Source organism: Enterococcus dongliensis (genome assembly GCF_031927985.1).
In the GTDB taxonomy this organism is placed as follows: domain Bacteria; phylum Bacillota; class Bacilli; order Lactobacillales; family Enterococcaceae; genus Enterococcus_A; species Enterococcus_A dongliensis.
The window spans coordinates 1-17,865 of the sequence record NZ_JARPZC010000017.1 but is presented as its reverse complement, the minus strand read 5'-3'; the positions used below and the strand labels follow the sequence as shown (position 1 = coordinate 17,865).

The 17,865-nt window shown below is 36.5% G+C and carries 20 protein-coding genes; 10 read left to right on the top strand and 10 right to left on the bottom strand.

Annotated elements, in window-relative coordinates:
• Nucleotides 1–24: 24 nt before the first annotated feature.
• Nucleotides 25–663, bottom strand: a complete 639-nt coding sequence (locus tag P7D84_RS11440; protein WP_311806493.1) for a pentapeptide repeat-containing protein — start codon at nt 661–663, stop codon at nt 25–27.
• Nucleotides 664–796: 133 nt separating this feature from the next.
• On the opposite strand from P7D84_RS11440, the gene lepB reads away from it, so the two are divergent.
• The 5 genes from lepB to P7D84_RS11415 all read left to right on the top strand — a co-directional run bounded on the left by lepB (nt 797) and on the right by P7D84_RS11415 (nt 4,180).
• Complete coding sequence (gene lepB, locus P7D84_RS11435; protein ID WP_311801387.1) at nt 797–1,366, top strand: signal peptidase I; 570 nt, start codon at nt 797–799, stop codon at nt 1,364–1,366.
• Between the two features lie 73 nt (nt 1,367–1,439).
• Entirely contained in the window at nt 1,440–1,844 is a 405-nt protein-coding gene (gene arsC / locus P7D84_RS11430; RefSeq protein WP_311806492.1) for an arsenate reductase (thioredoxin), read from the top strand.
• A gap of 224 nt (nt 1,845–2,068) precedes the next feature.
• On the top strand, nt 2,069–3,355 hold the full coding sequence (locus P7D84_RS11425; protein WP_311806524.1) for a Y-family DNA polymerase: 1,287 nt from the start codon (nt 2,069–2,071) through the stop codon (nt 3,353–3,355).
• Between the two features lie 118 nt (nt 3,356–3,473).
• Nucleotides 3,474–3,878, top strand: coding sequence for a hypothetical protein (locus P7D84_RS11420; protein ID WP_311806491.1), 405 nt, complete (start codon nt 3,474–3,476; stop codon nt 3,876–3,878).
• On the top strand, nt 3,875–4,180 hold the full coding sequence (locus P7D84_RS11415; protein ID WP_311801389.1) for a DUF5960 family protein: 306 nt from the start codon (nt 3,875–3,877) through the stop codon (nt 4,178–4,180). The genes P7D84_RS11420 and P7D84_RS11415 overlap by 4 nt, the downstream gene beginning before the upstream one ends.
• A 15-nt stretch (nt 4,181–4,195) precedes the next feature.
• Here P7D84_RS11415 and P7D84_RS11410 read toward each other — a convergent pair whose 3' ends face one another.
• Nucleotides 4,196–5,134 (bottom strand): permease prefix domain 1-containing protein, encoded by a 939-nt coding sequence (locus tag P7D84_RS11410; RefSeq protein ID WP_311806490.1) that lies wholly within the window; start codon nt 5,132–5,134, stop codon nt 4,196–4,198.
• 2 nt (nt 5,135–5,136) lie between these two features.
• Complete coding sequence (locus P7D84_RS11405; protein WP_311800421.1) at nt 5,137–5,463, bottom strand: PadR family transcriptional regulator; 327 nt, start codon at nt 5,461–5,463, stop codon at nt 5,137–5,139.
• A gap of 140 nt (nt 5,464–5,603) precedes the next feature.
• Here P7D84_RS11405 and P7D84_RS11400 point away from each other — a divergent pair, with 140 nt between their 5' ends.
• On the top strand, nt 5,604–6,710 hold the full coding sequence (locus tag P7D84_RS11400) for an NAD(P)/FAD-dependent oxidoreductase (protein WP_311806489.1): 1,107 nt from the start codon (nt 5,604–5,606) through the stop codon (nt 6,708–6,710).
• 64 nt (nt 6,711–6,774) lie between these two features.
• Here the strand turns inward: P7D84_RS11400 and P7D84_RS11395 are convergent, their stop codons facing one another.
• The gene (locus P7D84_RS11395; protein WP_311806488.1) at nt 6,775–7,680 is read right to left on the bottom strand and encodes an AraC family transcriptional regulator; all 906 of its coding nucleotides are present in this window, start codon (nt 7,678–7,680) and stop codon (nt 6,775–6,777) included.
• Nucleotides 7,681–8,053: 373 nt separating this feature from the next.
• Here P7D84_RS11395 and P7D84_RS11390 point away from each other — a divergent pair, with 373 nt between their 5' ends.
• The 3 genes from P7D84_RS11390 to rarD all read left to right on the top strand — a co-directional run bounded on the left by P7D84_RS11390 (nt 8,054) and on the right by rarD (nt 11,321).
• Complete coding sequence (locus tag P7D84_RS11390) at nt 8,054–9,103, top strand: aldose epimerase family protein (RefSeq protein WP_311806487.1); 1,050 nt, start codon at nt 8,054–8,056, stop codon at nt 9,101–9,103.
• Entirely contained in the window at nt 9,087–10,256 is a 1,170-nt protein-coding gene (locus tag P7D84_RS11385) for a galactokinase (RefSeq protein WP_311806486.1), read from the top strand. Before P7D84_RS11390 ends, P7D84_RS11385 begins: the two co-directional genes overlap by 17 nt.
• Nucleotides 10,257–10,430: 174 nt before the next feature.
• Nucleotides 10,431–11,321 carry an EamA family transporter RarD gene (rarD, locus tag P7D84_RS11380; RefSeq protein WP_311806485.1) on the top strand — a complete coding sequence of 297 codons (891 nt, stop codon included), beginning with the start codon at nt 10,431–10,433 and terminating at the stop codon, nt 11,319–11,321.
• Between the two features lie 35 nt (nt 11,322–11,356).
• Here the strand turns inward: rarD and P7D84_RS11375 are convergent, their stop codons facing one another.
• From P7D84_RS11375 to P7D84_RS11350, 6 genes are all read right to left on the bottom strand, one after another.
• Complete coding sequence (locus tag P7D84_RS11375) at nt 11,357–12,256, bottom strand: NAD(P)-dependent oxidoreductase (protein WP_311806484.1); 900 nt, start codon at nt 12,254–12,256, stop codon at nt 11,357–11,359.
• A 134-nt stretch (nt 12,257–12,390) separates the two neighbouring features.
• Entirely contained in the window at nt 12,391–13,836 is a 1,446-nt protein-coding gene (locus P7D84_RS11370; protein WP_311806483.1) for a PTS mannitol transporter subunit IIBC, read from the bottom strand.
• 13 nt (nt 13,837–13,849) lie between these two features.
• Nucleotides 13,850–14,281, bottom strand: a complete 432-nt coding sequence (locus P7D84_RS11365) for a PTS sugar transporter subunit IIA (RefSeq protein WP_311806482.1) — start codon at nt 14,279–14,281, stop codon at nt 13,850–13,852.
• A 9-nt stretch (nt 14,282–14,290) separates the two neighbouring features.
• Nucleotides 14,291–15,430 carry a mannitol-1-phosphate 5-dehydrogenase gene (locus P7D84_RS11360; protein ID WP_311806481.1) on the bottom strand — a complete coding sequence of 380 codons (1,140 nt, stop codon included), beginning with the start codon at nt 15,428–15,430 and terminating at the stop codon, nt 14,291–14,293.
• A 9-nt stretch (nt 15,431–15,439) separates the two neighbouring features.
• On the bottom strand, nt 15,440–15,997 hold the full coding sequence (gene hxlB / locus P7D84_RS11355) for a 6-phospho-3-hexuloisomerase (protein ID WP_311806480.1): 558 nt from the start codon (nt 15,995–15,997) through the stop codon (nt 15,440–15,442).
• Nucleotides 15,998–16,033: 36 nt separating this feature from the next.
• Nucleotides 16,034–16,726 (bottom strand): ribulose-phosphate 3-epimerase, encoded by a 693-nt coding sequence (locus P7D84_RS11350; RefSeq protein ID WP_311806479.1) that lies wholly within the window; start codon nt 16,724–16,726, stop codon nt 16,034–16,036.
• Nucleotides 16,727–16,908: 182 nt separating this feature from the next.
• Between P7D84_RS11350 and P7D84_RS11345 the strand changes: the two genes are divergently transcribed.
• Nucleotides 16,909–17,658 carry a DeoR/GlpR family DNA-binding transcription regulator gene (locus P7D84_RS11345; protein WP_311806478.1) on the top strand — a complete coding sequence of 250 codons (750 nt, stop codon included), beginning with the start codon at nt 16,909–16,911 and terminating at the stop codon, nt 17,656–17,658.
• Nucleotides 17,659–17,865: the final 207 nt, after the last annotated feature.

Below are 17,865 nucleotides of genomic sequence, written 5' to 3'. Positions count from 1 at the left end.
CAAATTTCTTGATACGTTTTTTAGTTATTTTTCGTCTTGGATTTGTAATCCTAGACCCGCAGCAATCACTAATGCTTGATAGGAATCGACTTTTAAGCCATTTAGCTGCTCCATGGAAAAGGCAATTTTACTAAATTGATTAGTCGTAAAATCCAAACCAGCTAATCTTGTCCGTTGCCAATTGCTGTTAGTCAATTCGTTATTTACTAAAAATAAATGTTTCCATGTCAGTTCAAAAAACTCACTGTCTTTTAGTTGGCAATTTTCAAATGCGACATTTTTTAAATTTGTAGCACTAAATGAACCAAAGTTGATCAAGCAATCGGTAAAACAACCATCGCGTAAATAACTCTCTGCAAAATTACAGCCAGTTAATTTACAATTTTCAAATGCAACTTGGTGAAAACTTCCACCAATCCATTCTAGATTTGAAAAATCACAGTTCTTGAAGAGTACGTTGCTTGCTTCAAAGCGAACTAGTTTTGTCCGCTGCATCGTAATCTTCTCTAAAATCGAACGACGGATCATCAGATTTTCGCAAGTCAGATAACTGTAATCAAGCTCGCTACTGTGAACAGCCTCAATACTGGCTTCGTCTTCTAAATAGAAATCAGTCGAAAAATTTTGCGGTAACTCGGGAGATGCAGGATAATGTTTAATCATTTCTTTACTCCTATTCATTCTTTCTGTTCTCAGTTTCCCACAACTTTCTTGTTTTCTCTAGTCTAAACCTGACAGTGGCTCAAAAGAGCTTTTTACTTTGAAGAATGATAAAATTTAATCACGAGGTGACCTTATGAACAATAAAATAAAAGAATGGCTTCCAGTGGTCCTTATCATCGCTTTAATTTTACTTGCTAGGATATTTGTCTTTTCACCAGTGAAAGTTGAAGGACATTCGATGGACCCCACGCTTCATGACAATCAACGTCTGATCACATCAAAAATATCCAGTCTCGATCGACAAGATATTATCACGACAAAAGAACCTGACAATCAGAATCTTTATGTGGTGAAACGAATTATTGGATTGCCTGGCGATCGTGTAGAAATGAAAAAAAATGTCTTAACGATCAATGGGAAAGAGTATCCTGAGCCTTATCTTGACGAGTTCAAGAAAAAATTCAAAGAAGATAAACTTGCAGATGAATATTCTTACAATACGGCTTTCCAAGAACAAGCTGCAAATGCTGACAGCTTCACAGATGATTTTGCTGTAACCGTTCCTGAAAATCAATATTTTGTTTTAGGGGATAATCGATTGATCTCAAAAGACAGCCGCATTTTCGGATTTGTAGATCAATCATTGATTCAAGGAAAAGTCGTTTTACGGTTCTGGCCGTTATCAGAAGTTAAATTATTCTAACCATTAAGTCATGGGAAGATCTCATGGCTTTTTGTTAGCTGTAGCTTTGACCTTAAATCCGGAGGAAACACTAATGAAAAAAATTTATTTTTTATGTACAGGTAATTCTTGTCGAAGTCAGATAGCTGAAGGTTATGCTCATCAGCTTTTACCTAAATCAGAAGTTGAAGTCAAAAGTGCCGGGATTGAGACCCACGGCTTAAATCCTAAAGCTGTACAAGTGATGGCCGAAGAAGGCATCGATATCTCGAATCAAACGTCGGATTTAATAGACATGGATTATTTTCATCAGGCTGATTTGATCGTTACGCTTTGCGGCGATGCAAAAGATCACTGTCCGACTATTCCTAAAGGTGTCACCCATCTTCATTGGGATTTGCAAGATCCAGCACAAGCTGTTGGAAGTGACGAAGAAATCCTAGCTGAATTTAGAAAAACTCGTGGGCTGATCAAGAAACATATCTTAGCACTTAAATAAACAGTACCAACAAGTAAAGGACTTGTTGGTACTGTTTTTTTATTACGTAAAAAATAATAATCCCTTGACTTTTTTTCAAGAAACAACGTACTATATATACGAACACAAGTTCTGATTTTGGATTATTAAGGCTGGATACTTGTTAAGCCGTTTTCTTACTAAGGGTGATTAATTTGAATTTCAACTATGAACTAGAACCTACTGGAGATTATGCATTTATCGACATGAAATCTTTTTATGCTAGTTGTGAGTTAGTTGCGCGTGGGCGTCATCCATTAAAAGATCTTTTAGTTGTTATGAGTCATGCGGATAATACCTCAGGACTTATTTTAGCTAGCAGTCCTATGGCGAAAAACTTACTAGGAATCACAAATGTAACTAGATCCTGGCAATTACCTAACATTATAGAAAATCCTGCCATCGCAGATCTGATTATCGTCCCGCCTAGAATGCGGTATTATATCTCTGAAAACTTAAAAATACAGGCTATCATTCGTAACTATGCAGCAGATGAAGATATTATGTGGTATTCCATCGATGAAGGTGTTGTCGATTTGACCCACAGTTTGAATTATTTTGTCCCGGAAAATCTTAGCCGTACAAAAAAATTAGATATACTCGCACAGAGAATTCAACTGGATATTTTACAAAATACAGGAATCTATGCCACTGTCGGCTTATCAAATAGCAATCCTCTATTGGCAAAATTAGCCTTAGACAACGAAGCAAAACATGCAAAAAATATGCGTGCATTATGGAATTATCAAGATATCGCCAATAAAGTTTGGCAGATTCCTGAATTAGACGATTTTTGGGGAATCGGAAAACGAATGAAGAAGAATTTTCTCCAGATGGGGATTCAAACTATTTATGATTTAGCTCACGCTTCTCCTGCTGACTTGAAAAAGAAATTTGGCATCATAGGGTTACAACTGTATCACCACGCCAATGGCATCGATCGTACGAAATTACAAAAACGGTACGTTCCTAAATCAAAAAATCTCGGCAATAGTCAAATCCTTCCCAGAGATTATCGAGGAGAGGAAATGCCTTTAATCATTCGTGAAATGGCGGAACAAGTTGCCACTCGTTTGAGAAGGCGGCGAGGAAGAGCCGGGACAGTTTCTCTAGCGATCGGCTATTCTAATACGGCACTGACAAAAGGATTTAGTAGACAATTAAAAATCCCTCCAACTGACAATACTAATGAACTATCTGAATACCTGCTGTTTTTATTCAAAAAATTTTATACAGGAGAAGCAGTTCGAAGTATTGCCGTGAGCTATTCTGCTATACAGCCTTGCGTTGGTAAGCAACTAGATCTTTTTAAAGAGGTGGACCAGCAAATACGCCAGGAACATTTAGATCAAGTTACAGATTTAATCAGAGAAAGATATGGATTCGTCTCACTGATTCGTGCTAGTTCTAAGTTAGAACATGCCCGCAGTGTGACACGTGCAAATCTTGTAGGTGGACATGACGGCGGCGCTGGAGGATTAGACGGCTTATAAATTTTCTGCTTGCTAGCTGACAACAAGCTCCTTCAAAAAACAAGGAATTTTTCTCATTTTATTTACTTAACAACTAGTCATCAAGTAAGAACTTTACATCAATGGAGGTGTTTTAATCATGGGAGAGCCATTCATGTCTTATCATCCTGATCCGTTGATCCGAGACTATCAGGACCGCGGGATGGTAAAGTGGTTAGGCTTTTATTTAAGTGAACACACTGCTGAAATGAACGCCGAAAAAAATGCACGGAATCTCAGACAACAAAGAAACCCGCAAATGTCAGAACTAGAAATCGCTGATATCCTTCATAGGTCCTATCTCACCAAAAGTGTAGTGGAAATCCAGTTAGCGGTATTAACTGCTGAGGGTCAGCCAATCGCTGATGTTATCGGAGTAGTTTGTGGATTTGATGACACACTTATTTTTTTAATGAATGACCGCATGGAGATTCAAGCGGTTTCTAATGAATCCATCCACCATGTGCATTTGGCACGTACGATTAAATGGAGTGAGTTCTCATGACTTTGAATATCAACGGCGCCGAATTTGATTATCGGACTGAAAATATCGAAAAACTGACAAAAGATTTCATCGACTACATCGTAACGGATGTGCCCTTTTTCGCATTACAAAATGAACTTCTTTATCTGATGGAAAAAAGAAACATCACTAAATTTAGAATCCCCGGATCTATGACAAGTGATAAACAAGACCATATTTTTTATTTTCAAGTAATAGCTGTGAAAGAAAATAAAAAATTACGAACCTATCATTACTTAGGCATGGATCTCAAAAAAAAATCTTACTCCAAAATAACGGAGTAAGATCCTTCTTTGAGATTATTTTTTTACAAAGATTGCCTCTAGAATTTGGTACAACAGGCCGGCTAGTATAAAGATTAACCAACTATAGCCCCATGAGTGAGTCAAAAAGGACCAGCTGAGATAAATCATCACAATAATCGGCCAATAAATTCTTTCCAATAAATATTTGGTTTGAACAGCGTCACCATATTTTTCCTGCAATGCATTCGGTCCCAAGGCATCCTCGTCTGCAATAAAATACTTTTCTTTAATAAACTTATCAAAACTGTGATAATTGATGCTGCCATAAATAATTAAAAATAGACCAATCGCTAAAAAGAAAAACATGACTGGAACGCCATACCCTGCATACGAAAACAACTGAAAAAAGAAAATCGGTGAGACACTTAATACACATAGACAAATACCAAAGACTAAACTGATTTGAAAACTTTTTTGATAGCCTTGTTTTAATTTTTGAGCTTCTTTATTTACATCTCTCGGAATATATCGATCATTTAGTCGTGAATTATTTTTTGAAAACTGCATACCACTATAAATAATCACTCCAACACTGATGGCTATGATAATGAAAAACAATAATACTCCTATCATGCCAGCGCCACGAATACTTAGCCCAATCAATGTCCCAATCGCCAGCAGGCACCCGCTGATTCCTAGACTCAGACCTTTTGCATCTTTTTTTCGCTCTATTAAATATTGATACATTTCTTCTTCTAGAATTCCCTCCGGTTCTTCTTTTGCCGTAAACTCTAATTCTTCACGTAATTCATCTACTGAACTAAATTCACTGATCACTTTACCAATTGCTTCATGTTCATTTTTTCCTTCATCCAATAGTGCCAAATAATGGTCTTCCATAATCGTTAAAATTTCTTTTTTTGCCCGTTGAACCTCTTTTGTATTGGGAAATTCGAGAAATAATGTTTCCACATAATTTTTTATCGTATCCATCTTTACCCTTCTTTCATAAATCGGTTCACAACTTTTTTAGTTTGCTTCCACTCTTGTCGTTTCGCTTCTAAAAAAGTCAGGCCTTTTGCTGTTATTTGGTAATACGTTCGCTTTTTTCCATGAGTGATCTCTCCAGGATAAGAATGGATATACCCATTTTTTTCTAATCGATTGAAAGCGGAGTAAAGTGTCGTCTCTTTAATCACATAGATTTCGTCACTTATGTCGCGTATTTTTTGAGAAACGGCATAACCATATGAATCATTATCTTTCAACACCGACAAAATGATCACGTCATTGTATCCGCGGATCCCATCGCTTGAAATCATTTTGTCCCCTCCTATGATTACTTCATCTGTCGTTGTAATTATTGTACGCTAATTACTACGACAGGTAAAGTAAAATATTTATAGTTCATTGAAAAAAATTAATTACTATGGCAAAATCAGTACAGAAAGAAGTGAATACGATGAAAAAAATCGCAATTGTTGGCGGCGGGATTATTGGGATGACGTTGGCAAATTATTTAGATCAAAAAAAATACCAAGTAACGTTGTTTGATGAACCCACTGGGCAGGCGACTAGTGCCAGTGCTGGCATTATTTCACCTTGGCTGTCTAAGCGGCGAAACAAACAATGGTATCGCTTGGCGAAAGACGGAGCCGCTTTTTTCCCAAAATTAATTCAAGATTTCCAACTAGATGAAACAATCTATCAGCAATCTGGCACTCTGCTGTTACGTCCAAAAGAACAACTAACTGAGCTTTTTACTTTAGCTGAAGAACGAAAAAAAGAGGCTCCGGAAATCGGTACGATCGAATTACTTTCTGGAGAACAGACTCAACAAGAGCTGCCGTTGTTAAAACCTTTACCGGCCCTAAAAGTTAGCGGCGGCGGACGCTTAGATGGAAAAGCCTATTTGATTCAGCTACGTCAACTAGCCGAGCAAAAGGGAATCGAGTTTATCGGACAGCGCGTCCAATTAGTAGATGCTACCACGATTAATTATGGAGAAAAAGAAGCCGTTTTTGATCAAATCATTTTAACTGGCGGTCCTCATTTAAAAAGATTATTAGCTCCGTTAGGTTATCAAGTAGATCTCCGCCCCCAAAAAGGACAACTTTTAGTTTTTCAAACGGCTTATCAAACTAGCGGCGCTCTTCCAGTTGCCATGTTAGACGGTGAAGCTGATCTGATTCCGTTTTTGGATGGAAAAATCTTGTTAGGAGCTACTCATGAAAATGATGCGGCTTGGGATTTGAGAGAAACACCAGAAGCTTTCAAACAGCTTACCGATAATGCTCGTAATTTTTTAGCTGATCCAGAAAAATTATTATCTACACCTTTTCATTATCGGGTCGGTACACGTGCCTACACTTCTGATTTCGCTCCATTTTTTGGTCAGCTCAACGATCACTTGCTCGTTGCAAGTGGGCTCGGTTCTTCCGGTTTAACTACTGGTCCTTATATTGGTTATTTATTAGCTAACTACTTAAATACCGGACAGGCAAACTGGCAAGAGTATCAAAAAGAATTGATCACTTATATCCAACAGGAAAAAACACTAGAATCTTGATAGATTCCAGTGTTTTTTCCTTAATGCTGTTACGAACAAATGCCAATCTTTCATCGGATACTCTTTAAGTTGATCGAGTAACGATCGTTTGTTTTTCCAGCTGATTTTTCAGTTCATTTAGTGAGACATTTTTAAAGTTCTCGTTTTTCATACGGTTACGATAGGCACTCGCAGTTTCTCCTGTTGATTTCTTAAACATTCGACTAAAAACGACCAGACTATTGAAACCAACTTGTTCAGCAATCATCTCTACAGACTGATCTGTCTGGGCAAGTAAGAATGCTCCGCGATTAATCCGTACACCCATGAGATAATCTCTGATACTGATAGCTAAATGATTGCGAAAAACACGTGACAAATGACTACGATTAACCGCCAACTGTTGAGCAATTTTTTCAACCGTTACTTGTTCAGCATAGTGGGTTTCAATATACTTTACCGCATCTGCAGCTAGTGGCGAATACATTTTCTGCTCACCGAGATGGACCTTCCCCCCATCTGCTAAAAGCAGTGCTAAAAAACGATAGGTCAATTCATTTAAATGCAATTCATTTTCTAAAGTCTCTTCTTTAAATGATAGGCAAGCCAAAATGGTGTTCACATACTGTTGGATATCAGAAGAAACCAGCGTGTATTGATCATTTCTAAAAAGAGACTGACTGATAATCTCTTCAGCAGCCGACCCACCAAAAGAAAGCCAACAATACACCCACGGGTCTTCCCCATCTGCTATATAAAATGTCGCATCTCCGGGACGAATCAAAAATAGATCGCCTTTTTTCAATTGATAGTGCTGATTTTTGACTTGGTACAGTCCTTTTCCTTCCATCACGATATGCAAAATATAATTTTGCCGAATTGCTGGGCCAAAGGAATGAAAGGGCAGTGTTTTGGAAATACCGCAAAAGTCAAAATGAAGGTTGGTCGTTAATTGCTGCTGTTCTTTTTTTAAAAAAATTGTCTGCTCCATCGATTACTCTCCTGCCTTGAATTGCTCACTTCAAATTATACATGAGATTAACTCATTTTCCTTAGCTTAGTTTTTAATTTTTTAAGCGACTTTTCTTATCTATTGGTATACTAAAAGAACCAGATAATACCGTTTTTCAAAATTATTGTTAAGCGTTGTTATCTGCAATTCTCATACTCTTTAACTTTCAATCAAAACGTGCAACAAAACGTTAAATAATCATCACAAAAAAACGTTCAAAAGAAAGCGATTTCTTGTTAATTTTAAAGAAACCTAACTGGAAACCGGCTTATTCTTGTTACTTTTGATGCAAATCGCTAAAATTAACAAGATATAACAGATGATTCATTACATAAAGAAAGAGGTTATTTATATGCAGATTACAGAAAAAAATTTTGGCAATGGGTACCAGCTAATCACAATCAAAAATGAAGCCGGTTTCCAGTTGTCTGTTACGGATTTAGGTGCACGGATTGTCAGTCTCGGTCGTGAGAAAAATCTAGTTTTAGGATTTGACTCTGCTCAAGAATATTTAGAAAAAGATGTCTTTATTGGTGCTTCGATTGGCCGAACAGCTGGTCGAATCGAAAATGGACGTTTCACACTTGCTGGTGAGTCTTATCACGTAACCACGGATTCCACAACTGGTCATTCTTTACATGGTGGACAGCCTGGTTTTGAAACAAAAAAATGGCATTATACTATTGAAAACGGCGACGATGAAGCTTCTGTGATTTTTACTACTGTCAGCCCTGATAATGAACACGGTTTCCCTGGCAATTTAAGTGTGGAAGTTCGACACACACTCACTAAAGAAAATACTTGGCGAATCACTACAAAAGGACTCAGTGACCGTACTACTTTGTTCAATCCAACCAATCATGTATATTTCAATTTGACTGGTGACGTCACCCAATCCGTCGCGCAACATAAACTTTGGCTTGATAGTCCTGCTTTTGCCCCATTGCGCCAAGATAGTATTCCTACTGGAAAAAAAGTAAAAACAAGCGGTACAGCCTTTGATTTTCAAAAAACAAAAACATTAGCTGACGTCTTTACTAGTGACTTTGAACAAAAAAATTTAGTAAACGGAATCGATCATCCCTTCTTTTTAACTGAAAATAATTTAGTCGCACCTGCTGCTAAATTGACCAGTCCCGACGACACGATCGAGCTTGTTGTCTCAACTGATTTACCTTGTATAGTCATTTTTACCGCTAATTTCGGTGAGGCAGCTCTAGAGATACACGGAAAACCCTTAGCTGATCATGGCGGAATCACTTTTGAAACACAAATCGCCCCTGGGGCTGAACAATTTTCAGATTTTGGCTCAATAAAACTAGCCGCAAATGAACCCTTTGAAACAATAACTAACTATCAAATACACTTGAAAGAAGTGAAAAATCATGGAAATCAATCGTAAACTGAATACTACATTTGCTCAAATATTTGGACCCAAAAAAACAACACAGTATTTTTCACCAGGACGAATCAATTTGATTGGAGAACATACTGATTATAACGGTGGTCATGTCTTCCCTGCTTCTATCACCTATGGGACTTACGGCGTTGCAGCAGCACGTGAGGACGATCAAGTTCTCGTTTACTCTACCAATTTTGAAGAAATCGGTGTGCTGGCTTTTAGTATCGATAAACTGGCTTATGATAAAAATGATCACTGGGCAAATTATGTCAAAGGAATGGTTTTAAAATTAAAAGAGGCTGGACATTTGATTGATCATGGGTTCGAATTATTAGTCGAAGGAACTATCCCAAATGGTGCTGGACTGTCGAGCAGCGCTTCTTTGGAGCTATTAGTTGGGGTTGTCTTAGAAGATCTATTTAACTTAAAAACGGAGCGACTTGAGTTAGTCAAAACAGGAAAAAAAGTTGAAAATGAGTTTATCGGAGTAAATTCAGGAATCATGGATCAATTTGCTATTGGCTTTGGGGCAGTTGATCACGCAATCTTACTAGATACCAACACATTAGCTTACGAAATGGTTCCCGTAAAACTTGAGGGTTATGCGGTTGTTATCATGAATACGAATAAACGGCGTGAATTAGCAGATTCCAAGTACAATGAGCGCCGCAGCGAGTGTGAAGAAGCCTTAATCCGTCTGCAAAAACAATTAACTATCCACTCACTCGGCGAACTGGACGAAGAGACATTCAACGCGCAAAGCAACTTGATTGGTGATGATACATTGATTCGTCGTGCACGTCATGCTGTCACAGAAAATCAACGAACTCTCTTAGCCAAGGCTGAACTGGAAAAAGGGAATCTGGCTGCTTTCGGGAAATTATTGAATGCTTCACATCATTCTTTACGCTACGATTATGAAGTAACTGGGATTGAACTAGACACTTTAGTCGATGCGGCACAAGCCCAAGAAGGTGTTCTAGGAGCTCGCATGACTGGGGCAGGGTTTGGCGGCTGCGCCATTGCTTTAGTCAAAGAAGAAACTATCCCTGCATTTAAAAATGCAGTATATGACAAGTATTTAAAAATAATTGGTTATGCTCCGGAATTTTATGTTGCTCATATCGGCAGCGGAACAACTAAAATCGGTTAATAAAAAAGATTACTTTTATCAGATTGGTAAAAGTAATCTTTTTTTCTAACTTGCTTAATTGTGTAAACCTATCAATCAGATTTTGGATGTGAACGTACAGGTTTTTCTTTTTTCTACCGACTAACACATTTTCCTGTGTTAAAATAATGGATATTGTGATTAACGGAGGTTCTAATGAAAAAAGATTCTGGGTTGATTTATGGGTTTAGCGCATATATATTTTGGGGATTTTTACCACTTTATTGGAAATTATTGGGAAATGTCGGACCTATTGAAATCTTATTCTATCGAATTATTTGGTCGTTGATTTTCATGTTTATCTATTTGACCAGTTTACAAAAACTGCCTGTTTTTATTCAAGAAGTCAAAGAACTTTTAAAAAGTAGACGAAAAATTTTCGCCATCATTGCAGCGGCGATTTTTATTTCTCTTAACTGGGGAATCTATATTTACACAGTTTCCATTGGGCAAGTTCAACAAGCTAGTTTAGGTTATTACATCAACCCTTTATTAAATGTATTAGCTGGTACGATTTATTTAAAAGAACCTCTATCAAAACAAGCCAAATTAGCTAGCCTTTCAGCTTTTACTGGTGTCGTATTATTGACCGTTCAAACAGGCGTATTTCCTTTTCATTCACTTTTTATTGCTGCTAGTTTTTGTTTATACGGATTGACCAAAAAACAGTTACAACTAAGCGCCGCTACCAGTATTACCTTGGAAACCCTGATTATTGCACCGCTAGCGCTAGGATATTTATTCTTTGTTTCTCCAACTGGATTTATGCAGTATTCATTTAATACTAATCTATTACTTATCGGAGCTGGAATAGTCACTGCAATTCCATTATTGTTATTTGCAATAGCTGTTAAAAAATTGTCCTACATCACGATTGGTTTTTTACAGTACGTTAATCCGACAATCATGTTAATTATGGCAATTTTTCTCTTTCATGAACCCTATGCGTTGCCTCAATTCATTGCTTTTGCCTTTATTTGGTTAGGAATTTTAATTTTTATTATCGGTAATATCGTTGATACACGCAAAAAAAGCTTCAAGCAGTAATACTTGAAGCTTTAAAATTATCCAATCAATTGTATTTAATTGTTTTTTTGGAAAACTTTGATATTCTCGATCACTTTTTGAGCTAAACGGACTTTGGCCATCGAGGTCAAACCAGCATTGGTTTTCCCTACAAAAACATTGGGTAGCCCTATCACTTCTTTACCTAAGCCTGCTTCAGTATCACTAAACGCAAAATTTCCTGGTTGAGCCAACCAGTGTTTCAAGGCTGCCACTTCATGTGAAGGGGCAATCGACACATTCATCAAAATTTTCCCATTACCAAAAAATTTAAACGCTGTTTCATCTAACAAAACAACATTTTTATTTAGACAAGTAATCATGATGTCTACTTTTTGTAGTAAGTCATTTAATGGGAGATATTCCATCGCCAATTCTTTTTCTAATTCAGGCTTACGCGTCCGACTATAGTAATTTACATCCATTCCAAAAAAAGTCATTGTTCGCGCCAATAAACTGCCCACTGTCCCCATTCCAACAATTCCAACTTTAACGCCGGTCAATTCCATTGGTTCTGCTTTCCACATTGCCGGACCACGCCCTTGTAGCAAACGAACCAACTCACTGATGGCATATTCTTTTACCCCTTCATCACCGTAGTCACGAACCCCGGTCACAACGATTCCTTTTTTTTCTGCATGAAGAATGTCTACATTGGCATTTTCTGGTGCATACAAACTAGCACAGATCCCAATGTAACGAATATTAGGACAAGCATCTAGCACTTCTTTATCAATAAAACTTGTAAAGCTCAACAACACACAATCAGCATCGCCAATTCGTTCACTAATCGTTGCGGCCTCTGTCGGAATATCTTTATAAAAAATTGTTTCTTCTGCCAAATCTTTTAATTTTTCATCCCATTTAGGCAACAACTTGGTTGGCTCAATCGCAACCATTTTCTTAAATTTCTTCATGTCAGCCTCCTATTTTCGTCCTTCTTTCATGATAAGTCCAATCGATCCTACCGTCAACGAAGAAGCAGACATTGCTCTTATAAATTATGCCCAGCCAACAAAAAACACCGGCAAAAAATTTACCGGTGTCAATCTTATGCTTTGTTTCTTGCTTTTACAATTTCATCAACTAACTTATCGATTGCTGGATCTTGTAAATAATTTTTCAACGTTACAATCTTCATTTTCGGATGTGCCTTCTGCGTTCGTTCCTCCAAGTCTTGGTGAACAACTACCATATCACTGTCTTCTGGTACATCTTCGATTCGATAATTTTTTACTTCGATATCAGTAATACCTGCTTTTTGTAATTTTTTTCTAAATGTTGTCGCTCCCATTGCACTGCTCCCCATTCCTGCATCACAAGCGAAGGATACTTTGCTCAATCCTGCAGTAACTGAGTTTTCCATCTTAGAATGTTCACCATTTAATAACTCTTTTCCTTCTGATTTCATCGATTTTGATTTTTGAACCGACTCTTCAAAACTTTCATCATCATCTTCTGACTTATCTGCTTTTAAAATTACAGACGTCACTAAGAAAGAAACTACTGTGGCAATTGCTACACCAGCAATAACACCGAAAAAATTTCCTCGAGGTGTTAAAGCTAGATAGGAAAAGATTGAACCTGGACTTGGCCCAGCAACTAATCCTACATCAAGTAATTGAAATGTCAATGTTCCAGCCATACCACCTGCAATCATCGATAAAATAGTAATCGGTTTCATCAACACGTAAGGAAAATACATTTCGTGGATTCCACCAAAGAAGTGAATGATGATTGCTCCCGGTGCTGTTCGTTTTGCGACTTTTTTCCCAAAGAAAGAATATGCCAATAATAAACCTAACCCTGGTCCGGGATTGGATGCTACCATGAAATAGATTGATTTTCCAGCTTCCAGTGTTTGTTGCATACCTAGTGGGTAATAGACACCTTGGTCAATCACGTTATTTAAGAATAAAACTTTTGCGGGCTCATTAATTAAAGATAATAATGGTAAAAAACCAGTGGCTACTAGTGCTTCAATTGCATTAGTTACAAATTGGTTAGCCGATTGGATCGTAGGCCCTACAACTAGGTACGACAAGCACATTAACACAAATCCAATAATTCCGATAGAAAAATTGTTGACAACCATCTCAAAACCGGCAGGAATTTTTCCATCTAAAAAATTATCTGTTTTTTTCATAATCCAACCGCCTAGTGGGCCCATAATCATAGCACCCATAAACATCGGTATATCTGCACCGATAATCAATCCAATAGTTCCCAGTGCACCTAAAACTGCACCACGTTGGCCACCAATCATGCGTCCACCAGTATAGGCTAACAATAATGGCAATAAATAACTGACTGTGGGGGATACTAATTCCCCTAGTGCTTTATTAGGAAACCAACCGGTTGGAATAAATAATGCTGTCACAATTCCCCAAGCAATAAAGGCACCAATATTAGGCAGTACCATATTTGTTAAAAATCCACCAAAAGCTTGAACTCTCGCACGTGTGGACACTTTTTTTTCTACATTCGTTCCATCCATTTCCTTCTCTCCTTTACTCTTTAATCAAATCCAGCAATGCTTGTTCAGAATTAACCTTGATTACCTTTTGATATAATTCTTCATCACTTAATAATTCACCTAAATTTGCAATTAACTCTAGATGACCATCTGGTGAATCTGATGCTAGTGTAAATAAAACATTTACTGGTTCTTTGCCAGGAAATAGCACAGCCTCATTTAAATGTAAAAAAGTGATTCCAATTCCCTTACTTCCATATTCTGGTCGTGCATGAGGCATTGCGACTTGTGGCAATAAAATAATATAATTCCCATTGTCTAAAACATTTTGGATCATTGCCTCAATATATGCTTCTTCTATAAGATTTTTTTCTAAAAGAGGCTGCGCACCTTTACGGATTGCTTCTTGCCAAGAATCAATTTTATCAACAAACATTGTATTTCCTTTTAATTGTTCTTTTAACATATTTACCTCCTATATCTGTGACTCATACGCAACAATGACTTCTTGAAGTACTTCTCCATCTAATTTTGAAATTTGTTTAATCGCCGTTTCTAACCCTTCATTTACAATCAACATATTTAATTTTTCAGCTTCTGGATCAGTAGCATTCCGATAGTGGTATCCTGCAGCAATGACTTTGACACCTGCTCCATAAGGCAGATTTTTCGCATTTAGTTTCGTTACTGGTGCAATCAAACGGTCGTTAGGTCCTAGTTTTCTGATTGGCGATCTGCCGACACGAACAATCGCATCTGAAAGTTTTTGATTACCATGACGCTTTAGTGTTTTTTCAATAAAATCTTCTAGTTCCTTTCGTGAAAACTGATACTCTTGTACGAAATATTCTAGATTCTCTGCTAGAAATTGATTGACTAAAATTAAAATTTCTCTATCTTGAATAGCTTCTTGAATAGTTTCATATCCTTGTAACGCACCTAAATAAGCTACTGCAGCGTGTGCTGCATTGACAATATAAAGTTTTCGTTCAATATAAGGTTGCATCTCATCTATCAAAACTACATGTGTTAATTCTAATGATAGCGTTGGATCCAATTGTCGCCGATTGATTATCCACTCATAATAAGGTTCAACAACAGCTATAGATTTCCCATCGACAATTTTTCCTAAAGACTGGCGATCAATGGCTGTATTTACAAAATAGGCAAACTGATCAAAAATAATTTTTTCTTCTGGAGAAACTAAAGAATACACAGCCTTTTTTAAAATATCACTTGCATTGATTATATTTTCATTTGCTAAAATATTAATACTATTCTTTTGCTCAAAACGTTTACTCAATCCTCTTGCAATAACCGGCGCAATTTTCTCTAAATTAGTTGCACCAACAGATGTTGTTAAAATATCTGCTTCTTCAATCGCCGAAATTACTTTCTCCGTTTCAGATAAACTATTGAGTGCTGTGACTTGATTAATAAAATCTGTCGTAGCATTTTCATCAATAATCTCAATTGAATAACCACCATCATGATTTAATTGTTGAATTAAATCAGCATTTGTATCAACAAAACATAATTCAAAACCATTCTGATGTAAGATTTGTCCAATAAATCCACGTCCAATGTTTCCTGCCCCGAAATGTACCGCTTTCATTTTCTACACCTACTCTAAATTAGCATGATATTGCCACAAACTAGGCATATCAATTGATTTTTCTTCTATCATCATTAAAGCAATGCTGTCACCTAGCAAAAGTAAGCATTGTTCAAACAAACTTGTCATTGGCTGAACAGAAGAAATCTCACCAGGTAAAGCTAATTTGGTTTGTACGGGGATACGAATAAAAAAATCACTGTATTCTTTCATTGAACTGTTGGCATTTGATCCAATATGCGCTACCTTTGCTTTAAAACTCTTAGCTTTTTTTGCAATAGCTAATGGAAATGAACTTTCTCCACTTCCCGAACCGACAATTAGCAAGTCGTTTTCTGTAATTGCTGGTTCTGTAATCTGGCCAACTACTACGGTTTGAATACCTAAGTGTGCTAAACGTTTAGCGATACCCTCTAATGAAAGTAATACTCGACCAACTCCTACAAAGAATACACGATTAGCTTTTTCAATTTCTACAACCAATTGTTCTACTTCTTGTACATCAATACTATCTAAAGTAGCAGCAATTTCTTTTACAATTTTTTTTTCTACTATTTTATATTCCAATGATTTTCCCTCCTATTTTCACTTTAAACGATCTTCTCATTTTAATTGTGCTTTATTTATTGCTTCGAACAGCAATTGACGATTTTCTGCTAGCGTATTTCCAGCAATAAACAATCCTGTACTTCCCAATACTAGATTTGTCGCACCTGCATCTAATAAATCTGGGATCGTTGCTATTGAGACCCGTCCATCAACTTGAATATCCACTTCTAGTCCTTGTCGGTCAATCAATTGACGTAAATCAGCTACTTTTTTTAATGCATAAGGAATTTGTTTTTCATTTTTGTTTGTCGCAAACCCAGGATTAATCAACATCAAACATACTCGATCAATTTCTGGCAAAATATAGTCTAAAACATTTAGCGGAGTTGCTGGATTTAATGCAATACCAACCTTTGTCCCCGCATTTTTGATTAACTGAATATATCGATCAACATGCAAACTTGTTTCATGATGGAAAGTAATTCCTTCAACTCCGATTTTCAGCATCTCACCAATAAAGAATTCATTATCATTTGACATGATATGTACATCAAAATTCATCGAAGTGATTTCTCTCATTCGTTTAATTGTTTCAATTCCTAATGGCATACTTGGACTGAATGATCCATCAATGACATCAATATGCAATGTATCCATCTCAATTTCTGTTAATTCTGTAATACTTTTTTCTAAGTTGACCAAATCTCCACACATAATTGATGGTGATAAAATAATTTCATTTTTCATAAGTCTACCTCCTTATCTACAAACCAATTGTAATCGCTTAACAATCATAAGTCAATATAAACAAGCTTATATTTTAATTTTATATGCATGTTTTTGCTTGTTTATAGTTTTATCGAAATCAAAATTGACATAAAAACGCATACATGGCATGATAAATACGATAAAACGAAAGGAGATGCACTATGCTAAAAGAGGAACGTCACCAAAAGATTTTAGATTTATTAAATATCGAACAAAAAGTAATTGCTAGCGATTTAAGTCAACGTTTTGCTGTTTCTGAAGATACGATACGGCGAGATTTAAAAGAGTTAGATAGTCAAGGTCTCCTAAAAAGAGTGCATAGTGGGGCTTTACGAGTAGGTCCGCCAATTACTGATTTTAATTATCGAGAAACTGTAGCTAGTGATCGAAAAAAAGATTTGGCTCGTAAAGCTCTGCCTTTTTTGAAAGAAGATTCTGTAATTATTATTGATGGAAGTACAACAAATTTAGCATTAGCGAAAGAAATTCCACAAGATTTTCGTGCAACAATCATTACTAATAGTCCGCCAATAGCCATCGAATTAGCACAACACCCAAACCTTGAAATCATTAATATTGGTGGAATTTTTTACAAACAATCTATGATAAATATTGGTGTACAAACCCATAAACAATTACAAAATATTCGAGCAGATCTTTATATCATGGGAATCTACAATCTAGATTTGGATACTGGAACAAGTGTACCAACTACGCAAGAATCAGAAATAAAGCGTGAAATGGTTCGGATTTCTACTGAGGTCTTAGGAATGATTACTAATGATAAATTTGGTACTATTAGTAATCATATTGTTGGACCGGTAAATGATCTGACCTATCTAATTTCAGAAGAAATCCCTGATAAAATTCGTAAAGAATATAATAAGCAAAAGATTATCTTGATTGATTAATTATGATAAAGTACATTAACCATCCATTTGATAGGCAATTCATATCGTTAAAAATGAGTACTTTATCACTGTTGATTTAAGATTATATCTTAGTAACTCCGCAGATATCATTTCTACCCTGACTATTAATAAGGGAGCGTCAATAATTTTGTGTAAATAACTCGTCCTTCTGCAAAATAATGGGTTACTCAGTAAACATTGAAGCTA